Below are 19,040 nucleotides of genomic sequence, written 5' to 3'. Positions count from 1 at the left end.
AGCCACGCTATGGGACGATCAGTTCCGTTGTATCGTCGAACCCCCGAACCCGGCTCTCGAGATAGATCCGCGCGGCCCGCTCGTCGAGCAGCCCCGCCTCGATCGCGTCGCCGAGCGAGCCCTTCATCGCGTGGGTCCACCCGCGGAGATAGGGCTCGCTCAGCCCCGCCTCCGGCCTGAGACCGATGCAGGCCCCTCCTGATGAGGTCAGGGAGTCGGCCGTCGGGATCGAGAACGGGAGGACGAAGTAGGTCGTCTCCCGGTCCTCGCGGACGACGACCGCCTCGTGGGTCCGGAAGTCGACGGACTCGAAGACCGCGCGCCGCGAGAGGGCGCTGGCGACCGGCTCGGGCTCCCGGTCGGAGGGATCGCGGTGCTCCGAGACGGCGTAGGCGCCGTTTTCGAGCCGGTCGGCGACGAGGGTTCTGCGGGCCACGCGCCCCTTGGCCCCGTCATCGCGTATAAACCTCCGTGGCTACCCGAACCGGGCGGGCGAGAGCGGCTCCAGGAGTTCTCTGTCGTTCCCGAGCAACCGGTCCGCCAGCAGGTCCGAAACCGCGGGCGCGAGCGTCACGCCCAGCCCGCTCATGCCCGTCGCGACGTGATAGCCCTCGACTCCCGTCGCACCGACCAGCGGCCGGCCGTCGGGGGTGACGGTCCGGATCCCGACCCACTCGTCGATCCCCTTCGCCCCGGCGATCGCCGGCACCGTCCCGGCGAGCTCCCCGACCTCCTCGCGGAACGAATCGGGGACCGGCAGGGCCTCGTCGGGATCGAGCCGTTCGCCCGCCTCGAAGTCGGTGGCGAACCGGCCGACGTGAAGTCCTTCGGGGTGGCTCCGACAGTAGAGCCCGCGCTCGAACAGCGTGAACGGCTCGGGATTTCTCGGACACGAAAAGGAAAGGATCGGCCCGCGGGTGTGACGAAGCGGGAACTCGAGGCCGACCAGCCGGTCGATCTCGGGTGCCCACGGGCCGGCGGCGTTGACGACCGCGTCGGCCGCGAGCTTCCCCTCGGTGGTGTCGATCCCGACCCTCTCGCCGGGATCGATCCCCACCACTTCGACGCCCGTCTCGATCCGCGCGCCGCGCTCGCGGGCGCGGGTCGAGAAGTGCTCGACGAGTTCGTCGGGCTCGAAGTAGCCTTCATCGGGCGTGTACAGCGCGCCGAGTCCCTCCTCGACCCCGAACTCCGACAGTTCCCCGGGGCCGACGTATTCGGTCTCGACGCCCAACTCGCACAGGGCGGGTGCGGCCTCGCCGAGCTGCTCGGCGAACGCCTCGCTTTCGGCGACGTAGAGCGAGCCGACCTTCGTGTGGGTGAGGTCGGGGAGGTGGGGCTCGTAGCGCTCCCACGCCAGATCGCGCAGGTGCTGGTCGTACCCCGAGGGGGCGGGCTGCTGGCGGTGGACCATCGCCATCGAGGCCGCGGTGGTCCCCCCGCCGAGCGACCCGCGTTCGAGCAGCGTCACCTCCGCGCGCCCGGCGAGCTCGGCCGCCAGCGCGGTCCCGACCACCCCGCCGCCGACGATCGCCACGTGCATACCTCCCATGCGCCGGCCGCCCCCATATACCGTTTCCCCGATCGCGACCGCCCGCTTCGAGGGGGTTATCCGGCGGCCGGGACGAGGACGGGTATGGACGACCGTCTCAGGTCCGCCCACCCCGTCGAGCGCGAGGTCGGCATGGCCTACTACGTCAGCGCTGCCGACGGGATCGGCGGGCGGATCCGCGATCGGGACGCGGACTTCCGGGTCAGCGAGATCGAGGCGTTCGAGGCCCAGCCGCTCGACGCCGACCCCGACGCCTACCCCCATCTGGTGCTCCGGGCCACCCTCCGGGGCTGGGACACAAACGACTTCGCGAGGCGGCTCTCGGACGCGATGGGGATCAGCCGCGAGCGCGTCTCGTGGGCTGGGACGAAGGACAAGCGGGCCGTGACGACCCAGCTGTTCAGCGTCGCGAAGGGTGACCCCGACGAGCTTCCCGAGATCCGAGACGTCGATATCGAGGTGCTCGGCCGAGCCGGCCGCGCGATCGAGTTCGGCGACCTGGCGGGCAATGCCTTCGAGATCCGTGTCAGGGAGGCCGATCCCGAGGGGGTCGACGCGATCACCGAGGAGCTCCGGGCGTTCGGCGGGGGTCGGGCGGGAGTTCCCAACTACTTCGGCCAGCAGCGCTTCGGGAGCAGGCGGCCGGTCACCCACGAGGTCGGGCTGGCGATCGCCCGCGGCGACTGGCGCGGGGCGGTCATGGAGTATCTCGCCAATCCCCGCGAGGCCGAGCCCGAGGACACGCAGGCGGCCAGGGGTTACGTCGGCGAGACGGAGGACTGGGCGGGCGCGCTCGAACGCTTCCCTCGGAAACTCGGCTTCGAGCGCTCGATGCTCCACCGGTTGGTCGAGGGCAGCGCGGGAAGCGAGGAGGACTTCCGGGAGGCTCTGGAGACCGTCCCGACGAACCTCCAGCGGCTGTTCGTCAACGCCGCCCAATCGTACTTGTTCAACCGGATCCTGAGCGAGCGCCTCGAGCGCGGCCTGCCGTTCGACCGCGCGGTCGCCGGCGACGTGGTCTGTTTCGCCGATTCGGAGGCTTCCGAGGGGCTCGCCCGTCCCGACACCGACAGGACCCAGCGCGTCACCGAGGAGCGCGTCGAGACGATCAACCGCCACGTCGAACGGGGGCGGGCGTTCGTCACCGCGCCGCTCGTGGGCACCGGGACGGAGCTCGGGCAGGGCGAGCCGGGCGAGATCGAACGCGACGTCCTCTCGGCGGCCGGGATCTCCCCCACCGACTTCGAGCTGCCCGGCGAGTTCGGCTCGACGGGCACCCGCAGGGCGATCCTGCTGACGACCGACCTCTCGGTCGAGCGCGACCCCCTCACCTTCGACTTCGCGCTTCCCAGCGGCTCGTACGCGACCGTCCTGCTCCGCGAGTACCTGAAGTGCGACCCCCGCGAACTGGGCTGAAACGGGGTAGCTTCATCCCCGTGGCGATCCTACGACGAGTATGACGGAGTTCTCGGTCGCCGGCGTTCGGATCAGCCGCCGCGAGGTCCTCGGCGCGATCGCCGCGGCCGTCCTGATCAACCTGATCGGGGCGCTGGGCGTCCCGTTCACCACCCCCGACAGCGCGTGGTTCCAGGCGCTCGAGAAGCCGTGGTTCTACCCGCCGGGCGCGACGTTCGGGATCGTCTGGACGCTGCTGTTCACCCTCATGGGGATCGCCGCCTACCTCGTCTACCGTCAAGGGACGGAGAACCGCGCGGTGAAGCTCGCGCTGGGCGTCTTCGCCGTCCAGATGGTCGTCAACGTCGCGTGGTCGCCGACGTTCTTTGCGGCACAGGAGCTGCTGCTCGCGCTCGGGGTCATCGTCGTCCTCTGGGTCCTGATCGTCGCGACCATCGCCGCCTTCGCGCGGGTCGACCGGCGTGCCGCGGCGCTGTTGGTGCCGTATCTCGCGTGGGTCAGCTTCGCGGCCGTCCTCAACTACTCGATCTGGGCGCTGAACTAGTCCTCGTCGCCCCCGATGCTGCCCCGATCGGACATCATCCGGGTGCCCCGGTCGAGCCAGTTGCGCCGGTAGTAGACCGCGCCGACGACGAGGTTTCGCCAGGCGTAGTCGGCGACGAGCGCGACGTAGGCCGCGACGACGCCGTACTCCAGGCGGATGCCGAAAACGTAGGAGATCCCCAGCATGAAGACCACCATCCCCGAGAGCTTCGCGAGGAACGGCGAGACGGTCTCGCTGCCGCCCCGCAGCGAGCCGGCGATCACGACGTACAGCGCGATGAAGACCGCCGCGATCCCGTAGGCCCGCGCGAAGCCGACGGCGTACTCGATGGTGGCCGGGTCGCGCGTGAAGACGAGGACGAACCACTCGGCGCCGGCCACGAGGGCGAGCCCGAGCCCGCCGACGGTCAGCGTCGCGAGGCCCGCGGCCGCCCAGCCGTCGAAGTAGGCCTTGCGGGGCTCGCCACGGCCGAGCGACTGGCCGGCGATGATGTTCGCGGCGGTGGCATACCCCCGTGCGAGCGGCGAGGCGATCTGCTGTTCCATCCGTCGACCGATGTGGTAGGCGGCGTTGACCTCGGTGCCGAACGCCAGCAGGATCGCGTTGAACGGGAACTCCGCGACGACCTCGGTGAGGCCCTCGGCGACCCGCGGGGCGCTGATGACGATGAGCTGTTTCGCGATCGTGAGGTCGGCCGGGCGCACCAGCGAGAGCTCGCCCTTCGGGCGCGCGATGACCGCCACGAGCGCCAGCGCCGCCAGCGTGTCGGAGACGGCGGTCGCGACCGCGATCCCGATCACCGAGAGCTCGGGCAGCGGGCCCAGCCCGAACGCCAGGCTCACCGTCCCGACGATGTTCAGGACGTTCGCGGCCCCGTTGACGTACATCGGGGTGCGGGTGTCGCCGGTCCCCTGGATCGAGCGCGCGCCGATCAGCGTGAGGTGGTAGGCCGGCGCGCTGATCAGCACGACCGCGAGATACAGCCCGCCGATCCGCACGACCTCGCTTTCGGCGCCGAGCACCTCGATCGCCGTATAACTAAAGAGCAGGCCGAACAGCACGAACGGCAGGCCGACGACGATCCCGATCGTGATCGCCCAGGTGACCGCCTGATCCCGGTTGGCGTCGGCGCCGCTGCCGGTGTCCTGGCTCGACAGCGCGATCGCGCCGTCGCCGACGCCCAGCCCGAGCCACAGCGGCAGGCGGGCGTAGACGTCCGCCAGGCCGACCGCGGCCACCGCCGCCGGCGAGAAGAAGCCGGCGACGACGATGTCGGTCGTCCGCATCAGCGTCCGCAGCGTCTGCTCGGCCATCACCGGCCACGACAGGCCGAAGACGCGCCGCCAGACCGACCACACCCGCGCCCGGAGCCCGCCCTCTCGCACGTCGTCGTCCACTCTCCCGAACTACCCCCGGCGCCCGTTTGAAGCTTTATTACTCGAACAGCTTCTCCGCGTCCTCGATCCCGTCGATCCGCCCGCGTTCCTCCTCGGTGAGCTCGATCTCCGCGGCCGCGAGGTTCGCCTTCAAGTGCTCCTCGCTGCTCGCCTTCGGGATCGGGACGACGCCCTCCGTCCCCGCGAGCCACGCGAGGGCGACCTGCGCCTCGCTGGCCCCGTGCTCCGCGGCGATCTCCTCTAAGACCGGGTCGTCGAACACCTCTCCCTGAGCGAGCGGCGAGTACGCGACGAGCGCGTGGCCGTCCTCGCGGGCGAAATCGAGGAGCTCCTCCTCCCAGTAGAACGGGTGGTACTCGACCTGGTGAGCGGCGATCGGCGCCTCGAGGATCCCACGAGCCTTCTCGAGCTGGGTAGTAGTGAAGTTGCTCAGGCCGACGTGCTCGATCAGCCCGTCCTCACGAAGCGAATCGAACGCAGGCAGCGTTTCCTCGGGGTCGTAGGCCTCGATCGGGCGGTGGACGTAGAGCAGCTCTACGGAGTCGAGGCCCAGTTCGCCGAGGCTCTCCTCCGTACTCCGGTGGACGTCCGCGGGCGCGAGGCTGTCGGCCCAGACCTTCGTCGCCACCGTGAGCTCCTCGCGGGGCACGTCCGCGCGGGAGATCCCCTCGCCGACCACGTCCTCGTTCTCGTAGATCTGTGCGGTGTCGAGGTGGCGATAGCCCAGCTCGATCGCCCGCGCGACCGTGTCGGGGTCCTCGATGCCCATCGTCCCGAGGCCGATCGGGGGGAGCTCCGGTTCCATACCACCCCCTCGACGTCCCATGCCGAATGGCTGTCGGAAGCGGTCGGGTTTTATTCCGCGGCGGGGTAGGGAAAGCGATGCGGTGTCGCGAGTGCCACTCGGAGCTCGACAAACCGGGCGATTACTGCCTGGTCTGTCGTTCCGCGAACACCGACGGCGTGGTCTGCGAGATCTCCCGGGACCGGGTCACGCTGACGATGCTCGACGGCGAGGAGGTGCTCGGCGAGACGACGATCACGACGGTCCCCGAGTCGGGCGACCCCGCCGAGGTCGTCGAGCGCCGGAACTTCGCGGGACGGGTGGCCGACGAGATCCAGCGAAAACGCCCCAACGAGGTCTACGCCGCCGGCGACCGGGACGTCCTTCGCGAGATCCGCGCACAACTGCACTACGACTTCTATCGCGTCTCCGACGACGACCCCGTCGAGGCCGTGCGCGGCCGGATCGGCGAGCCAGCGCTCACGGTCGTCGACACGCCCCCGAAGGAGAAGATCGGCGGGAGCCACTCGACGCTGATCGGGGGACGGGGAGGGGTGAAGGCCATCCACCACGTCGCGGGCCATCCCCACGTCAAGAAGGTGATCCCGGGGCCGATCGACGCCGGCGGCAGCGGCTCGCGCTCGGGGCTGCGCGCGAAGGCGACCCGCGCGGGCGCGAACGGCAACGTTCGCTTGCTGTTGCGGGACGGTTCGAGCGTTCAGGAGAACAGGGTGGTGACGACCGCCCCCGATCGCGAGACCGGCGAGCGGGTGCGCGCGGACTTGAACGAGCTTCTCGAGGAGGAGGGCTACGGGGTGGACTAACCGACCCGTCGCGAGCGGCGTGCGACGGTCGCGAAGGACAGGCTTATGTGCGCCCTGCGGGTAGATACTGGCACTATGGCTAAGAGAAAATCGGGCCGCGTCGGCAGCGCGGGGCGCTTCGGCGCGCGCTACGGGCGCGTCGCCCGCCGCCGGGTCGCCGACATCGAGGACGACACCGAGCACGCGACCGTCGACGGCGACGACGTCACCCGCGTCGGCACGGGCATCTGGAAGAACGAGGAGACCGGCGAGACCTTCGCCGGCGGCGCCTACCGTCCCCAGACGCCCGCCGGGCGCACCGTCTCGCGATCGATCCGCGCGGCCCTCGACGAGTCCGACGACGAATGAGCTACAAGTGCTCGCGGTGTAAACGCGACGTCGAGCTCGACGAGTACGGCGGCGTCCGCTGTCCGTACTGCGGGCACCGCGTGCTGCTCAAGGAGCGCAGCCGCGACGTCAAGGAAGTCGGCGTCGAGTGACGTCGGAGCCGCCCCACGATGCTTCTCTCCGGTTCGAGTACGACCGCGAGCGCCGCGCACGCCACGTCGAGCGCTCGGTCCGCCCCGAGCTCGCAGGGCTGGCCGACGACCGCTCGCGGACGTCGATCTCCCGGGAAGAGGCGACGCTGTCGGTGCGTATCGAGGCCGAGGACCTCGTCGCGCTGCGCGCGGCGACCAACACCTGGCTGACGCTGCTCGAGGTCGCCGAGCGGGCCGCGGAGGCCGGCACCGGCGCCGAGACGTAAAGACGGGGGTTTTTCAGTCCGGACCACCTCGGTCGGGGTATGCAGGGCAACCTACCGCCGGAAGCACAGGAGAAGCTCGAGCAGCTACAGGACCTTCAGGAGACGGCCCAGCAGGTCGCCGCCCAGAAGAACCAGGCCGAGACGACGCTCACCGACTCCCAGAACGCACTCGAAACCCTCGAGGAGGTCGACGAGGGCACCACGATGTACCGCGAGGCCGGCGAGCTCATGATCGAGACCGACCTCGATACCGCCGAGGACGAACTCGAGGAGAAGGTCGACAGCCTGGAAGTCCGCCTCGAGACGCTCAAGAAACAGGAAGAGCGCGTCCAGACGCAGTTCGAGGAGCTCCAGGGCGAGCTCCAGCAGATGCTCGGCGGTGCGGGCGGCGGCGGTCCGGCCGGCCCGGGTGCGGGCCCGAGCCCCGGTCCCGGCGGCGCGTAGATGGAACCCGCAGACGACGAGGTCGTTCGAACGGCGGCCGAGGCCGCGGAGGGGCTGATCTTCTCGCGGTATCGTCGCTCCGAGGTCGACGATCTGGACGTCGCCGTGACGTTCGAGGAGGGGGTTCTGGAGGTCGACGTCTACCTCAACGTCGACGACGAGGAGGCGGAGCAGGTCGCGGAGGACGCCGTCCTGGCCGCCGAGTCGGCCGTCGACGAGCTGTTCGCCGAGGCAGAGGAGTAAGCTACCGGTTCTCGCAGATCGCGCGGAAGTTCTCGAAGACCGCCTCGCCCTCCTCGGTGTGGGCGACCTCCGGATGCCACTGGACCCCGTAGAGCGCTCTATCGGGATCGCTCATCGACTCGATCCCGCAGACGTCGCTCCTCCCGGTCAGGGCGAACCCGTCGGGGAGCTCCTTCACTTCGTCGCCATGAGACGCCCAGACGCGGGTCTCGGGCGCGAGCGACCCTACCAGCGGGTCCTCGTCGTCGACTATCTCGACGGTGACGTCGGCGTAGCCGCCGTACTCGCCGCCCGCAACGCTGCCCCCGAGCTCGTCGGCGATCACCTGCATCCCCAGACAGATCCCCAGGACGGGAACGTCCAGGTCGAGATACTCCCCGCAGTTGCCCGTCCGATCGATGTCGGGGCCGCCCGAGATGACGAGCCCGTCGGCGTCGATCTCCTCGGGCGGGGTGTCGTTGTCGATGGTCTCGGTGTCGATGCTCATGTCCCGGAGCGCGCGCCCCTCGAGGTGAGTGAACTGGCCGTGGTTGTCGACCACGTCGATTCGCATACCGACGGTAGCCGGTGGGGGGCCAAAAGATGCGCGGAGTGGAGCTACAGCCCGAGCGAGTCGGTGATCAGCCCCGCCATGTCGGTGTTGTCACGGGCGGCGTTGACGAACTCGGCGTTGGGCCCGGAGGCGAACGTCGGCACGTCCGCGGCGGTGTGGCCGTCGGAGGTCCAGCCGACGAGCGCACGCTCGTTGAGCACCTCCTTGACGTCGTCGGGGGTGCGCTGGACGCGCGCGACGTCGTACTCGTCCATGTCGTCGATCCCGGCGTGATCGTCCATGATCCCGCGGATCTCCTCGATGGAGTCGGCCTCCTCGATCAGCGGCGCGAGCCCCTCGGTCGCGCTCGCGCCCATCGCGTCGAGCACGTCGAAGTTGACGTTGTACGGTCCGTCGCGGGCCAACGACATTCCGCCACACTCGTGGTCCGCTGTCGTGACCATCGTCGTCGGCGGGTTCGAGTCGTCCTGGACGTAGTCGAGGCAGGCACCCACGGCCTCGTCGCCCTCCAGCTGTTCGGCCGCGATCGCGGGGTCGTTCGCGTGTCCGCAGTGGTCGACCCGGCCCGACTCGACCATCAGGAAGAACCCCTCCTCGTTCTCCGAGAGGAGTTCGATCGCCTTCTCGACCATCTCCGGGAGGCCCGGCTGGCCCGTTCCGTCCTCCGGGAGGCGATCGAGGTAGTAGTTCATGTGGCTGTCGTCGTCGGTGAACAGCCCGAGCACCGGCGTCTGGTCCACACCGTCGAGCTCGTCTGCGGTCTCGACGAGCTCGTAGCCCTCCTCCTCGGCGGTCGCGAGCAGGTCCTCACCGTCCTCGCGCTCCTCGGGGTCGAAGAAGGCCTTCCCGCCGCCCAACAGGACATCGACGCCCGTCTCCTCGATGTACTGGCGGGCGATCTCGTCCTCCATCCCTCGTTCCGGAACGTGAGCGCCGAAGGCCGCCGGGGTCGCATGGGTGATCCGGGTGTTGGTCACCAGCCCGGTCGACTTCCCCGCGTCGCGGGCGGCCTCGAGGACCGTCTCGACGGGCACGAACTCGCCGTCCTCGCCGGCGACGCCACCGATCGCGCCGTTGTAGGCCTTCACGCCGCCGCTCATGCTGGTCGCCGCGGCCGCACAGTCCGTGACGCCGTCGCAGTCGGTACACGCGTGCTCGTTCTCCCCCGTGCCGATCGTCGACAGGGCCGTCGCGGCTGCCCCCGAGTCCGTGACGAGCTCGTCGGGGTCGTCCGGGAACACCGTCATCGTCCCCTGGGCCTCGTGGCGGTCCATCTGCAGGCCCGTCTTCGCGGGGTCGACGTTCAGCGGGAACGCCTCCGAGTCGGCCTGGTACGCCTTCAGATATCGCGCGCCGGTGATCTGCGTGTGTCCCATCCCGTCGGTGATGAACGTGATCGCGCTGTCGGCTTCGCCGTCGGCGGTCCCTTCGGTCGCACCCGTCACGGCCGTCGCCCCGCCGCCGAGCGCGGCCGAACCCGCGAGCGCCCCGACGCCCGCCAGGAACGACCGCCGGCTCGCCGCGAGATGGCTCTCCCTCTCCTCGGTCCGTCCGTCGCCGGTGTTCGGTTTCGACATCCATGTTCGGAGACGCCTAACTCTAAAATAAACTCTTATAATATTGATATAATGGTCAACATCCCTCCCCGTTGTAGTACGTATCGATCTGTTCCCAACAGAACTCACGGAATTAACAACAGCTCTCTAGGAGAGTCGTTCGGATGGTCTATGGGTCGTAGCGCTCGCTCGCGGTCTCGAAGCCCGTCTCGTCGAGCTCGCGGCTCCGGCGGCCCTCGGCGGCAGCCAGCGCCTCGGGGTCGGGCGAGGCGTCGTCGTCGATTCGTGCCCACGAGCCGTGGACCTTGGCGTGACACCACCGACAGAGGACGACCGTGATCTCGTGGGCGGGCTCCCCCTCCTCATCACCGTCCTTCCGTTCGGGCGGGGCTCCGTCGGCGTACGAGAGGTGGTGTTCCTCGAGCAGCGGGCGTTCGCCCGTGTGGGCCATCCGGCGCTCCTCGAGCCCGCAGCGGCGACACTCGCGGTCGGTCGCCCGCGAGCGAAAGTGCGGACAGTCGCGCCACCCACAGCCCTCCTCGCCCGCGACGCAGGCGTACCCCGCCTGCTGCCGATCGCGGGCGAACTCCGGGTCCCGATCGGGACGCTCGATCGCGAACCGGCACCGGCCGTCGTCGGCCAGGTGGTCACAGCGCCCGACGTGCTCGTAGGGGTCGTCGACGCCGACCGGGGTTCCGGTGGGTGTTCGCTCCATGCGATCGGTCCCTTCGGACGATCGAGCCAAAAGGGTTGCGTGCGGGCCACAAGGCTCATGCCGACGGTTTACCGAGTCCCTCCGTGCGCCTCGTCCATCGCGACCTCGACATCGTCATCGCGGGCGACGTCGAGGTCGCCGACTCGTTTCTCGCCCGGGCCCGCGGGCTGATGTTCCGCCGGTCGATCCCCGAGGACTACGCGCTGGTCTTCGAGTTCGGCGAGCCCGTCACCCGGTCGCTGCATATGCTCTGTGTCCCGTTCCCGATCGACGCCCTCTGGCTGGTCGACGGCGAAGTAACCCGTACCGCACACCTCGACGCCTGGACCGGCTTCGGGCGCGGGCGGGCCGACACGATCGTCGAGCTCCCGGCGGGCGCGGCCGAAGGGGTCCGCGAGGGCGATCGGGTCGTCCTCCAGGGGTGATCCGACCCGGCCGACGCGAACCACCACCTTGATATACGGTGTCCCCCTCCGTGGAAGTACAATGGAGAGCAACCCTCACCATTCGGACTCGGAGGATAGAGGAAGTCGGGGCGACCCGGCTGGATGCGAAATTCTCCCCCGAAGGTAACCCTAATCCACTTTTCGACGAGCGGTTGGAATCGATGGACTCGGTCGAGCTTCTGGATACCACGCTGCGCGACGGCGAGCAAGCGCCGGGTGTCTCGCTCTCGCCCGAGGAGAAGGCCGAGATCGCCCGCACGCTCGATGCCGCCGCGGTGCCCTACATCGAGGCCGGCAGCGCCTGCACCGGCGAGGGCGAGCGCCGCACCATCTCGCGGGTGACGGACCTCGGGCTCGACGCGACGATCACGAGCTTCGCCCGCGGCGTGCAGAGCGACGTCGACCTCGCGCTGGACTGTGGCGTCGACGGCGTCAACCTCGTGGTGCCCGCCAGCGACCGCCACATCGAGGGGAAGGTCGGCACCACCCGCGGCGACGTCCTCGAGCGCACGGTCGAGCTGGTCGACTACGCGAAGGACCACGGCCTCTGGGTCGAGGTCATCGGCGAGGACGGCTCCCGTGCGGAGCTCGACTATCTGGTCGAGCTGCTCGGAAGCGCGCTCGAGGCGGGCGCCGACCGGGTCTGTTACGCCGACACCGTCGGTCACGCGGGTCCCGACAGGGTCCACGAGGCCGTCTCCCGGCTCTCCCGGTTAGGGCCGACCAGCACCCACACCCACGACGACCTCGGGCTGGGGATGGCCAACGCGCTGGCGAGCGTCGCCGCGGGCGCGGACCTCGTCCACGCCACGGTCAACGGCGTCGGCGAGCGCGCGGGCAACGTCGCCCTCGAGGAGGTGGCGATCGCGCTGGATCACTGCTACGGGATCCGGACGGTCGACACCGTTCAGCTCTACGAGCTCGCGGGCGTGGTCTCGCGCTATACGGGCGTTCCCCTGCCCCCGAACAAGGCCGTCGTCGGCGAGAACGCCTTCGCCCACGAGAGCGGGATCCACACGGACGGCACGCTGAAGGACGAGCGGATGTACGAGCCCTATCCGCCCGAGCGGGTGGGCCGCGAGCGCCGGCTCGTGCTCGGGAAACACACCGGGCGGGCGGGCGCGCGCGCCGCACTGGAGGAACACGACGTCGAGGTCAGCGACGAGGACCTCGCGGAGATCGTCCCGCGGGTCAAGGAGCTCGCCGACCGGGGCAAGCGCGTCACGGACGCCGACCTGCTCGCGATCGCCGAGGACGTCCGCGGGCGCGAACGCGACCGCCGGGTCGAACTGCTCGACCTGACCGCGGCGAGCGGCGGCGACACCCCTACCGCGAGCGTCCGACTGCGGGTCGACGACGAGGAGCGGGTCGCGAGCGGCCTCGGCAGCGGCCCCGTCGACGCGGCCGTCTCGGCCGTGCGGGAGGCGCTGGGATCGGCCGCCGACGCACAGCTCGACTCCTATCACGTCGACGCGATCACCGGCGGGACCGACGCCGTGGTGACCGTCGAGGTCGTCATGTCGCGCGCGGATCGGACCGTGACGGTCGCGCGCAGCGACGCGGACATCACACGCGCGAGCGTGGTGGCGATGGTCGACGCGCTCGATCGGCTGCTCGTGCGCGGCCAACGGCCGGCGCCGGCCGACGACTAATCCCCGATCGGCCGGAGCACGATCTCGCCGGTGGCGTAGACGGCGATCCGGTAGCCCCCGAGCGGGAACTGCACCTTCCCGTTCTCGCGCTCGGTCCGATGGCGGACGGGCCTGAACAGCCCGTCGAGACAGTCCGGATCGATCACATCGGCGAGGACCCGCGAGGAGGGGCCCTCGACGTCGGCGGCCTCCTCGATCGCCTCGATGACGGACGTGCTGAGCTCGTGGCGCCCCTCGAAATCGTGGGTCGCCCGATAGACGCCCGGTTCGTCCTCGGCGACGACGGCGCCGTCCGCCCTCTCGTCTTCACCAGCCATCCAGTATCAGTCCTCGTCGGTTACGGCCATGTTCTGTTCGATCATTATAGCCCATGCATAAATATATTATCGCTTATCACTAACGAACGGAACCGAATGAATTTCGCTCCAAGTGCCATTAGACGACGTTGTACGCCTCTCTATTCGATCACATATGTAAATACTGTCCTATCCGAAATCGGATATCTATCGCGGCCGGAACGATGCGGGCGGGATACGGGAGGCGGGTCGACCGGGAGATCCGACCGGTGTCCGCCGGTCACCCGTCGCTACGAGCGGTAGCGGTCGGAGGATAACGCCGAGGGAGAGATTTGAACTCTCGTGTCCGTGAGGACAGCAGATTTCGAATCTGCCGCCTTGGCCGGGCTAGGCTACCTCGGCTCGTTTCCCAGTAGACGGGGTAGTATTTTAGTTGTTTCGCTTTCATTTGTGACAGTGAGTATCACACTGTGGCCGGATCGAGTAGATCAGATACGTTATACTATCCGTCCGATCGGATCCGGGGCAGGCGATCAAATTCGAGGGCTTCGAGGTCGACGTTTTCAGCCACTAACGCCGCGGCCCGGTCGTAGGGCGACTCGTTCCTGGCCGGGCTCGGCCGCTCAGCCCCCGCGTTCTCGAAGACCCGATCGAGGAACGCGTCCCTCGCGACCCGGTTCCCGAAGAGGCCGTGGAGGTAGGTCCCGAACGCGTCGGCGGTCGCAGCACCCTCGCCCTCGAACGGCCGCTCGACGGGTCCCGTGGGCCGGCTCTCGCCCATGTGGATCTCGTAGCCCGATACCGGACCGCGTGCGCCGGCGAGCGGCCCGCTCCCGACGAGTTCGCGCTCGACGCGCTCGATGCGCTTCCGGTTCGAGAAGCGCGTCTCGACGGGCAGCAGTCCGAACCCCTCGACGATGTCCTCACCGTCGGTCCCCTCGACCGCGGCGTTCGTGATCCGCTCGCCGAGCATCTGGTACCCGCCGCAGAGCCCGACGACCGGCCCCGAAAAGTCGCGGAGGCGCTCGCCGAAGTCCGCCTCGTGGAGTTCGAGCAGGTCGTCGACGGTGTTTTTGGTCCCCGGGAGCACGACCGCGTGGGCGCCCTCGAGGACCGACTCGGGCGGGCCGTAGGCGACGCCGACGCCGGGCTCGCGGGCGAGGGGCTCGAGGTCGGTGAAGTTCGAGATCCGCGTGAGCCGGGGCACCGCGATCCGAACCCCGTCGGGGTCGCCGTGGACGGCCGTCTCGCCCGCCGCAGGGAGCGAGACGCTGTCCTCCTCGGGGAGGCCGGGGTCGTCGTAGGGGAGCACTCCCAGTATCGGAACGCCGGTTCGCTCCTCGATCTCCTCGATCCCCGGCTCCAGGAGCTCGGGATCGCCCCGGAACTTCGTTATCAGCGCGCCGACCACCCGCTCGCGGCAGTCCGCGGGCATCAGCTCGAGGGTGCCATACAGGCTCGCGAAGGCCCCGCCGCGCTCGATGTCCACCAGAAGCAGGACCTCCGCGTCGGCAAAGCGGGCCGTCTCGACGTTCGCGAGGTCGCGATCCGAAAGGTTGATCTCGGCGATCGAGCCCGCGCCCTCGGCGATCACCACGTCGTACTCCGCGGCGAGGCGCGCGTGGGCCGCCCGGGCCGCCTCGCGGGCGCGCTCCCAGCCGGTCTCGTAGTACTCGCCGGCCCCGACGTTGCCGACGGCCTCGCCGTCGATCACGAGCTGGCTCTCGCCGTCGCCGCGCGGCTTGAGCAGCACGGGGTTCATATCGGTGGTCGCCCCGATGCGGGCGGCCCGCGCCTGGACGTACTGGGAGACGCCGACCTCGCCGGCCTTTGCCGAATCGTCGGCCCGCGGGACCGCGCGGGCGTTGTTCGACATGTTCTGGGCCTTATATGGCGCGACCGAAATCCCCCGATCGGCCAGGTGGCGACATAGCCCCGCGGCGACCGTGCTCTTGCCGACGTGGCTCGCGGTCCCGGCCACCAGGAGGGTTCGCGTCACGTCCGACCTCCGCTCCTATGCCTACTGGGCGTTTCGTCTCCTATTTGCCATATCGAACCCTCTAGTTAGCAATTCTTATTAAATAATAGAGTGTAGTTATTACTATGACGACGAAGGCAGCTCCACGTCCCCAGTGGGGACCGACCGATACCGACCGTGTGCTTGCCCCTGACGACCGGCTCGGGACGACGCTCCCCCGATCGAGAATGCCAGGGATGGGGGCGGGAGTCGGGCGATGAGCTACGGGTACGTCGTCGTCGGCGGCGGAATCCACGGCACCCACGTCGCCCATCGACTCGTCAGCGAGACCGATCTCGAACCTCAGGATCTCGCGATCCTCGAACCGCGCGGCGAGCTGCTTGCGTCGTTCCGCGAGAAGGCCCGCGCCTGCGGGATGGGGACGCTCCGCTCGCCGTTCGTCCACCATCTCGGGGTCGAGCCGTTCGACCTGCGGGACTTCGCGGAGGCGCGGGATCGGGAGGAGGAGCTGCGCCCGGCGCCCGACCACCCGCGCCGGCCGTCGCTCTCCCTCTTTCTCGATCACGCCCGCCACGCGATCGAGCGGAGCGGGATCGACGCGTTGGTGATCGAGGCGGCCGCAACGGGGATCGACCGAGAGGGCAATCGGCTCCGGATCGACACCGAGGAGGGGCCGATCCGTGCCGAGCGCTGCGTGCTCGCGGTCGGCCAGGGCCCACCCCGGCAGCCCGACTGGGCGCGCGGGCTTTCCGAGGACGCCCCGCTCTCGCACGTCTGGGACGAGTCGGTCCCGATCGACGAGCGCGAGCCCGCCGGCCGGGTCTGCGTCGTCGGCGGCGGGGTCACGGCCGCCCATCTCGCCGTGAACCTCGCGGAGCGGGCCCCCGTCACGCTGCTCGCGCGCCACGAACTGCGGGCGGCGGGGGTCGAGGCCGATCCCCCCTGGATCAACTGGCGCCGGATGGAGAGACGCCTGCACCCCCTCCCACCGGGCTCGGAGACCCGCCTCGAGCGCGTGCGACGCGCGCACAACACGGGCTCGATCCCCCCGTCGCTTCTCCGGGAGGTCGAGGCGGCGGGCGAGCGGGGCAAGCTCCGGGTCCGCCGCGGCGAGGTCGAGGCCGCGCACGCGGGCGGGGAGGAGGTCGTCCTCCGGCTGACGGACGGCTCGGTCGATCGCTTCCGGCGGGCGATCTGTGCGACCGGCTTCGACCGCGCCTCCGATCACCCGCTGGTCGAGAGGGTGGCGGCCTCGCTCGGCCTGGAGACCGGTGTGGACGGACTGGCGGTGCTCGACGACCGGAGTCTTGAATGGCGCACCGTCGAGGACTCCGAGGGATCGGGAGTCTTCGTGACCGGTGCGCTCGGCGCGCTCACGTTCGGCCCGCTGGCGGGGACGATCGCCGGCGCCCGCCGGGGCGCGGACCGGCTAGTCGAGGTCCACGGGCGGCGCTCCGCGGAGCCGATCCTGGCCGACTAGTACTCGGTGCCCTTCCGGGCGCGCGCTCCCTCTTCGAACTGGTGTTTCTCTTTCTTTACATGAGTCACCAGGTCCGCGCCGTCGTAGAGGTACTCCGGCTTCTCGTGGCCGCCCGTTAGAACGAGTTCGAGGTCGGTGGGTTTGTCCTCGATCAGCCCGACCAGCTCGTCGGGATCGACCAGCCCCCTGTTGGCGGCGTAGACGACCTCGTCGAGGATCAGCATGTGCATCCCCGCCTCGGGCTCGCCGTCGGGATCGAGCGGTTCCGAGAGGTCCGCGTCCCGCGCCGCCTCGATCAGCTCCGTCGCGCGTTCGAAGCCCGCGTCGGCCTCGCTCTCGTGGTCCGTGTCCTCGCTGCCGTCGGCCATTCCGTGCCAGCCGTAGTGGCCCGCGTTCTCGTAGGAGAAGCCCGGCATGGCTCGAACGGCGTTGTACTCGCCGCGGACGTCCTCGACGCTCGAGGCACCGCCCTTCATGAACTGGAGCATGTGCACACGAAACCCGTGGCCCGCGGCGCGGAATCCCATCCCCATCGCCGCGGTCGTTTTCCCCTTGCCGTCGCCCCACCAGAGCTGGACGCGTCCGAACTCCGCGGGCGCGCTCGGTTCGATCTCGCGAGCTCCGGGGGTCTTTCCCTTTCCGGGGGTGTTCTCGAGGGTCATACCCATCCGTTATCGCGGACCCACTTCTCCGGTTCGGTCCCCCACCCGATAGACCTCGGCGCGTTCGGTCGTCTCGATCCCGTACTCGGCCTCGGAAAGGGTGGGTGGATCCCCCTCGGGATACCGCGAATCGAGGCTCGCGCGCACCGCCTCCCGGACGCAGGCGCGGGCCGCGCTTCCCGCGGGCGTGGCGCTGCCGGTGAACTCGACGGGCTCGCCCGCGGGGTCACAGGCCGCGATCACGGCGTCGGTGGTCGTCCCCGGCACCCCTGCCCGGTCCACGAGGGTCGCGGCCTTCGCCTCCGCGGCCACGGCCAGGAGATTCGCGAGCGCGCCGTCCCGACAGTCCCGGGTCGTCCCGACGATCACGTTGACCGTGCCCGGGCCCGGCTCGCCCTCGGGGACGCTCCGCTTTCCGGAGGGCTCCATCGGCAGCGCCGCCGGGTTCGAGACCCCCGCGGTGACGATCGCTTCCACGGGGCCGTAGCGCGCGCCCCGGGCGTGTTCGAGCGAGACGCCGGTCAGCAGCGTCGGACCCGGCCGGTTGAACCCCGCGCGCTCGCGTCGGGCGGCGACGTAGGTCGTGAGATCGGTGCGCCCCCAGCCCTCGGGCACCGAGACGTTGTACGCCACCGGGCCCTCCGATCCCCCGCCGTCCCAGCCGGTGCTGAGCCAGCGGGTCCCCTCGCGCTCGACCCGCAGCACCCCCTCGCTGACCCGCGTCTCAAACATCGCACAGGACGTCGAGCAGCCGGTCGTTTTCCCTACGAGCTCGCACCGCGACCCTGACGTGCGAATCGAGCCCGCGGAACGAGCGGGCGTCCCTGATCGTGAGCTCCTCCTCGTGGACCCGGTCGAGCACCCGGTCGACGGAGCGCGCGCCGGTGTCGAGCAGCAGGAACGGCGCCCTGGAGGGGGTGACATCGTAGTGACCCTCCAGGCGTTCCGCCATCCGCGCGCGTTCCGTGCGGACCCGTTCGCGGGTCGCCTCGACGAACTCGCGTTGACCCATGCAGTGGGCGCCGACCTCGGCGGCGGGGGTCCCGAGGTTCCAGGCCTGTCGGCCGAGCTCGAGGCGTTCGCCGAGGTCGCCGGTCGCGACGAGAAAGCCCGCGCGCAGCCCGGGCAGGCCGAAGAGCTTGGTGAGCGAGCGGGCGACGACCGCGCCGGCCTGGCCCGCCATCGAGGGCCGGTCGGTGAATCCGAGGAACGCCTCGTCGACCAGCAGGACGGTGTCGGCCCGCCGACAGCGCGCGAGGAACTCAAGCAGGTCGTCCGCCTCATAAATCGTCCCGGTCGGGTTGTTCGGATTGCAGACGACCGCCATCGCGTGCTCTCCCGGGTCGCAGTCCAACAGCCCGTCGTGGGGGACGAACTCGACCTCGGCGCCCTGGAGTCGCACCTCGCGTGCGTACTCGCCGAAGCTCGGGTAGGGGACGAGCACCGAGTCCCCCCGATCGACGACGGTCTCGATCGCGAGCCGGATCCCCGCGAGGCCGCCGGGCGTCGGAACGACCTCCCCGGGCGGGCAGCCGACGTACTCGCCGGCGGCGTTCCGGTAGCGCGCGTAGTCGTCGGCCGGGTAGCGCTTCGACTGGGCGAGCGCCCCCTCGTAGACGCCGGCGACCCCCGGCGGCGTCCGCGGGTTGACGTTCGCGCTGAAGTCGGTGATGGACGGGTCGGAACAGCCCCCGTGTGGGACTCGATCGACCCCCCTGGTTGACTCCGGATGCATACACTACCCTGAACGCGG

General features: G+C 69.9%; 23 protein-coding genes and 1 tRNA gene. 11 read left to right on the top strand and 13 right to left on the bottom strand.

Going from position 1 to position 19,040, the window contains the following annotated elements; genetic code table 11:
* Nucleotides 1-7: 7 nt before the first annotated feature.
* Both WOA58_RS05960 and WOA58_RS05955 read right to left on the bottom strand, forming a co-directional pair.
* Nucleotides 8-436 (bottom strand): DUF6735 family protein, encoded by a 429-nt coding sequence (locus WOA58_RS05960; RefSeq protein WP_340603258.1) that lies wholly within the window; start codon nt 434-436, stop codon nt 8-10.
* 39 nt (nt 437-475) lie between these two features.
* Complete coding sequence (locus tag WOA58_RS05955) at nt 476-1,543, bottom strand: NAD(P)/FAD-dependent oxidoreductase (protein ID WP_340603257.1); 1,068 nt, start codon at nt 1,541-1,543, stop codon at nt 476-478.
* A gap of 93 nt (nt 1,544-1,636) precedes the next feature.
* Here WOA58_RS05955 and truD point away from each other — a divergent pair, with 93 nt between their 5' ends.
* Both truD and WOA58_RS05945 read left to right on the top strand, forming a co-directional pair.
* Nucleotides 1,637-2,968 carry a tRNA pseudouridine(13) synthase TruD gene (gene truD, locus WOA58_RS05950; protein ID WP_340603256.1) on the top strand — a complete coding sequence of 444 codons (1,332 nt, stop codon included), beginning with the start codon at nt 1,637-1,639 and terminating at the stop codon, nt 2,966-2,968.
* A 40-nt stretch (nt 2,969-3,008) separates the two neighbouring features.
* Nucleotides 3,009-3,512: a TspO/MBR family protein gene (locus tag WOA58_RS05945; RefSeq protein WP_340603255.1), complete on the top strand. Its 504-nt coding sequence runs from the start codon at nt 3,009-3,011 to the stop codon at nt 3,510-3,512.
* Here WOA58_RS05945 and WOA58_RS05940 read toward each other — a convergent pair.
* Both WOA58_RS05940 and WOA58_RS05935 read right to left on the bottom strand, forming a co-directional pair.
* Nucleotides 3,509-4,825: an MATE family efflux transporter gene (locus WOA58_RS05940; protein WP_390220731.1), complete on the bottom strand. Its 1,317-nt coding sequence runs from the start codon at nt 4,823-4,825 to the stop codon at nt 3,509-3,511. The genes WOA58_RS05945 and WOA58_RS05940 overlap by 4 nt on opposite strands.
* Before the next feature lie 121 nt (nt 4,826-4,946).
* Nucleotides 4,947-5,714, bottom strand: coding sequence for an aldo/keto reductase (locus tag WOA58_RS05935; protein ID WP_340603253.1), 768 nt, complete (start codon nt 5,712-5,714; stop codon nt 4,947-4,949).
* Between the two features lie 77 nt (nt 5,715-5,791).
* Here WOA58_RS05935 and WOA58_RS05930 point away from each other — a divergent pair, with 77 nt between their 5' ends.
* The 6 genes from WOA58_RS05930 (at nt 5,792) to WOA58_RS05905 (ending at nt 7,949) form a co-directional block, all read left to right on the top strand.
* Nucleotides 5,792-6,517 (top strand): DUF2103 domain-containing protein, encoded by a 726-nt coding sequence (locus WOA58_RS05930; RefSeq protein WP_340603252.1) that lies wholly within the window; start codon nt 5,792-5,794, stop codon nt 6,515-6,517.
* A 75-nt stretch (nt 6,518-6,592) separates the two neighbouring features.
* Nucleotides 6,593-6,865, top strand: coding sequence for an eL43 family ribosomal protein (locus WOA58_RS05925; protein WP_340603251.1), 273 nt, complete (start codon nt 6,593-6,595; stop codon nt 6,863-6,865).
* Nucleotides 6,862-6,996, top strand: a complete 135-nt coding sequence (locus WOA58_RS05920; RefSeq protein WP_122089672.1) for a DNA-directed RNA polymerase subunit P — start codon at nt 6,862-6,864, stop codon at nt 6,994-6,996. The genes WOA58_RS05925 and WOA58_RS05920 overlap by 4 nt, the downstream gene beginning before the upstream one ends.
* Nucleotides 6,993-7,262: a KEOPS complex subunit Pcc1 gene (locus tag WOA58_RS05915; RefSeq protein ID WP_340603250.1), complete on the top strand. Its 270-nt coding sequence runs from the start codon at nt 6,993-6,995 to the stop codon at nt 7,260-7,262. Before WOA58_RS05920 ends, WOA58_RS05915 begins: the two co-directional genes overlap by 4 nt.
* A gap of 39 nt (nt 7,263-7,301) precedes the next feature.
* The gene (locus WOA58_RS05910) at nt 7,302-7,706 is read left to right on the top strand and encodes a prefoldin subunit beta (RefSeq protein WP_340603249.1); all 405 of its coding nucleotides are present in this window, start codon (nt 7,302-7,304) and stop codon (nt 7,704-7,706) included.
* On the top strand, nt 7,707-7,949 hold the full coding sequence (locus WOA58_RS05905) for a DUF3194 domain-containing protein (protein ID WP_340603248.1): 243 nt from the start codon (nt 7,707-7,709) through the stop codon (nt 7,947-7,949).
* A gap of 1 nt (nt 7,950) precedes the next feature.
* On the opposite strand, the gene WOA58_RS05900 is transcribed toward WOA58_RS05905, so the two are convergent.
* The 3 genes from WOA58_RS05900 to WOA58_RS05890 form a co-directional block, all read right to left on the bottom strand.
* On the bottom strand, nt 7,951-8,502 hold the full coding sequence (locus WOA58_RS05900; RefSeq protein WP_340603247.1) for a GMP synthase subunit A: 552 nt from the start codon (nt 8,500-8,502) through the stop codon (nt 7,951-7,953).
* A 44-nt stretch (nt 8,503-8,546) separates the two neighbouring features.
* Entirely contained in the window at nt 8,547-10,079 is a 1,533-nt protein-coding gene (locus WOA58_RS05895; RefSeq protein WP_340603246.1) for an alkaline phosphatase, read from the bottom strand.
* Between the two features lie 148 nt (nt 10,080-10,227).
* Nucleotides 10,228-10,773: a DUF7097 family protein gene (locus WOA58_RS05890; RefSeq protein WP_340603245.1), complete on the bottom strand. Its 546-nt coding sequence runs from the start codon at nt 10,771-10,773 to the stop codon at nt 10,228-10,230.
* Between the two features lie 83 nt (nt 10,774-10,856).
* Between WOA58_RS05890 and WOA58_RS05885 the strand changes: the two genes are divergently transcribed.
* Nucleotides 10,857-11,198 carry a DUF192 domain-containing protein gene (locus WOA58_RS05885; RefSeq protein WP_340603244.1) on the top strand — a complete coding sequence of 114 codons (342 nt, stop codon included), beginning with the start codon at nt 10,857-10,859 and terminating at the stop codon, nt 11,196-11,198.
* A gap of 182 nt (nt 11,199-11,380) precedes the next feature.
* Nucleotides 11,381-12,871, top strand: coding sequence for a (R)-citramalate synthase (locus WOA58_RS05880; protein WP_340603243.1), 1,491 nt, complete (start codon nt 11,381-11,383; stop codon nt 12,869-12,871).
* Here WOA58_RS05880 and WOA58_RS05875 read toward each other — a convergent pair.
* The 3 genes from WOA58_RS05875 to WOA58_RS05865 all read right to left on the bottom strand — a co-directional run bounded on the left by WOA58_RS05875 (nt 12,868) and on the right by WOA58_RS05865 (nt 15,166).
* A complete protein-coding gene (locus WOA58_RS05875; RefSeq protein ID WP_340603242.1) occupies nt 12,868-13,188 on the bottom strand; it encodes a HalOD1 output domain-containing protein in 321 nt (106 codons plus the stop codon). The genes WOA58_RS05880 and WOA58_RS05875 overlap by 4 nt on opposite strands.
* A gap of 296 nt (nt 13,189-13,484) precedes the next feature.
* Nucleotides 13,485-13,569 (bottom strand) — tRNA-Ser (locus WOA58_RS05870).
* Nucleotides 13,570-13,669: 100 nt separating this feature from the next.
* Nucleotides 13,670-15,166 carry a cobyric acid synthase gene (locus tag WOA58_RS05865; protein WP_340603241.1) on the bottom strand — a complete coding sequence of 499 codons (1,497 nt, stop codon included), beginning with the start codon at nt 15,164-15,166 and terminating at the stop codon, nt 13,670-13,672.
* Nucleotides 15,167-15,401: 235 nt separating this feature from the next.
* On the opposite strand from WOA58_RS05865, the gene WOA58_RS05860 reads away from it, so the two are divergent.
* A complete protein-coding gene (locus tag WOA58_RS05860) occupies nt 15,402-16,625 on the top strand; it encodes an FAD/NAD(P)-binding protein (RefSeq protein ID WP_340603240.1) in 1,224 nt (407 codons plus the stop codon).
* Here the strand turns inward: WOA58_RS05860 and WOA58_RS05855 are convergent.
* The 3 genes from WOA58_RS05855 to WOA58_RS05845 are packed head-to-tail and all read right to left on the bottom strand — an operon-like array spanning nt 16,622 to nt 19,022.
* Nucleotides 16,622-17,293 (bottom strand): cob(I)yrinic acid a,c-diamide adenosyltransferase, encoded by a 672-nt coding sequence (locus WOA58_RS05855; RefSeq protein ID WP_340603239.1) that lies wholly within the window; start codon nt 17,291-17,293, stop codon nt 16,622-16,624. The two genes, WOA58_RS05860 and WOA58_RS05855, sit on opposite strands and share 4 nt — an antisense overlap.
* 3 nt (nt 17,294-17,296) lie before the next feature.
* Complete coding sequence (locus WOA58_RS05850) at nt 17,297-18,019, bottom strand: adenosylcobinamide amidohydrolase (protein WP_340603238.1); 723 nt, start codon at nt 18,017-18,019, stop codon at nt 17,297-17,299.
* Entirely contained in the window at nt 18,012-19,022 is a 1,011-nt protein-coding gene (locus tag WOA58_RS05845; RefSeq protein ID WP_340603237.1) for a threonine-phosphate decarboxylase, read from the bottom strand. The genes WOA58_RS05850 and WOA58_RS05845 overlap by 8 nt, the downstream gene beginning before the upstream one ends.
* Nucleotides 19,023-19,040: the final 18 nt, after the last annotated feature.

The sequence above is a fragment of the Halalkalicoccus tibetensis genome (genome assembly GCF_037996645.1).
Taxonomy (GTDB): Archaea; Halobacteriota; Halobacteria; order Halobacteriales; family Halalkalicoccaceae; genus Halalkalicoccus; species Halalkalicoccus tibetensis.
This window is presented reverse-complemented; position numbering and strand designations above follow the sequence as displayed.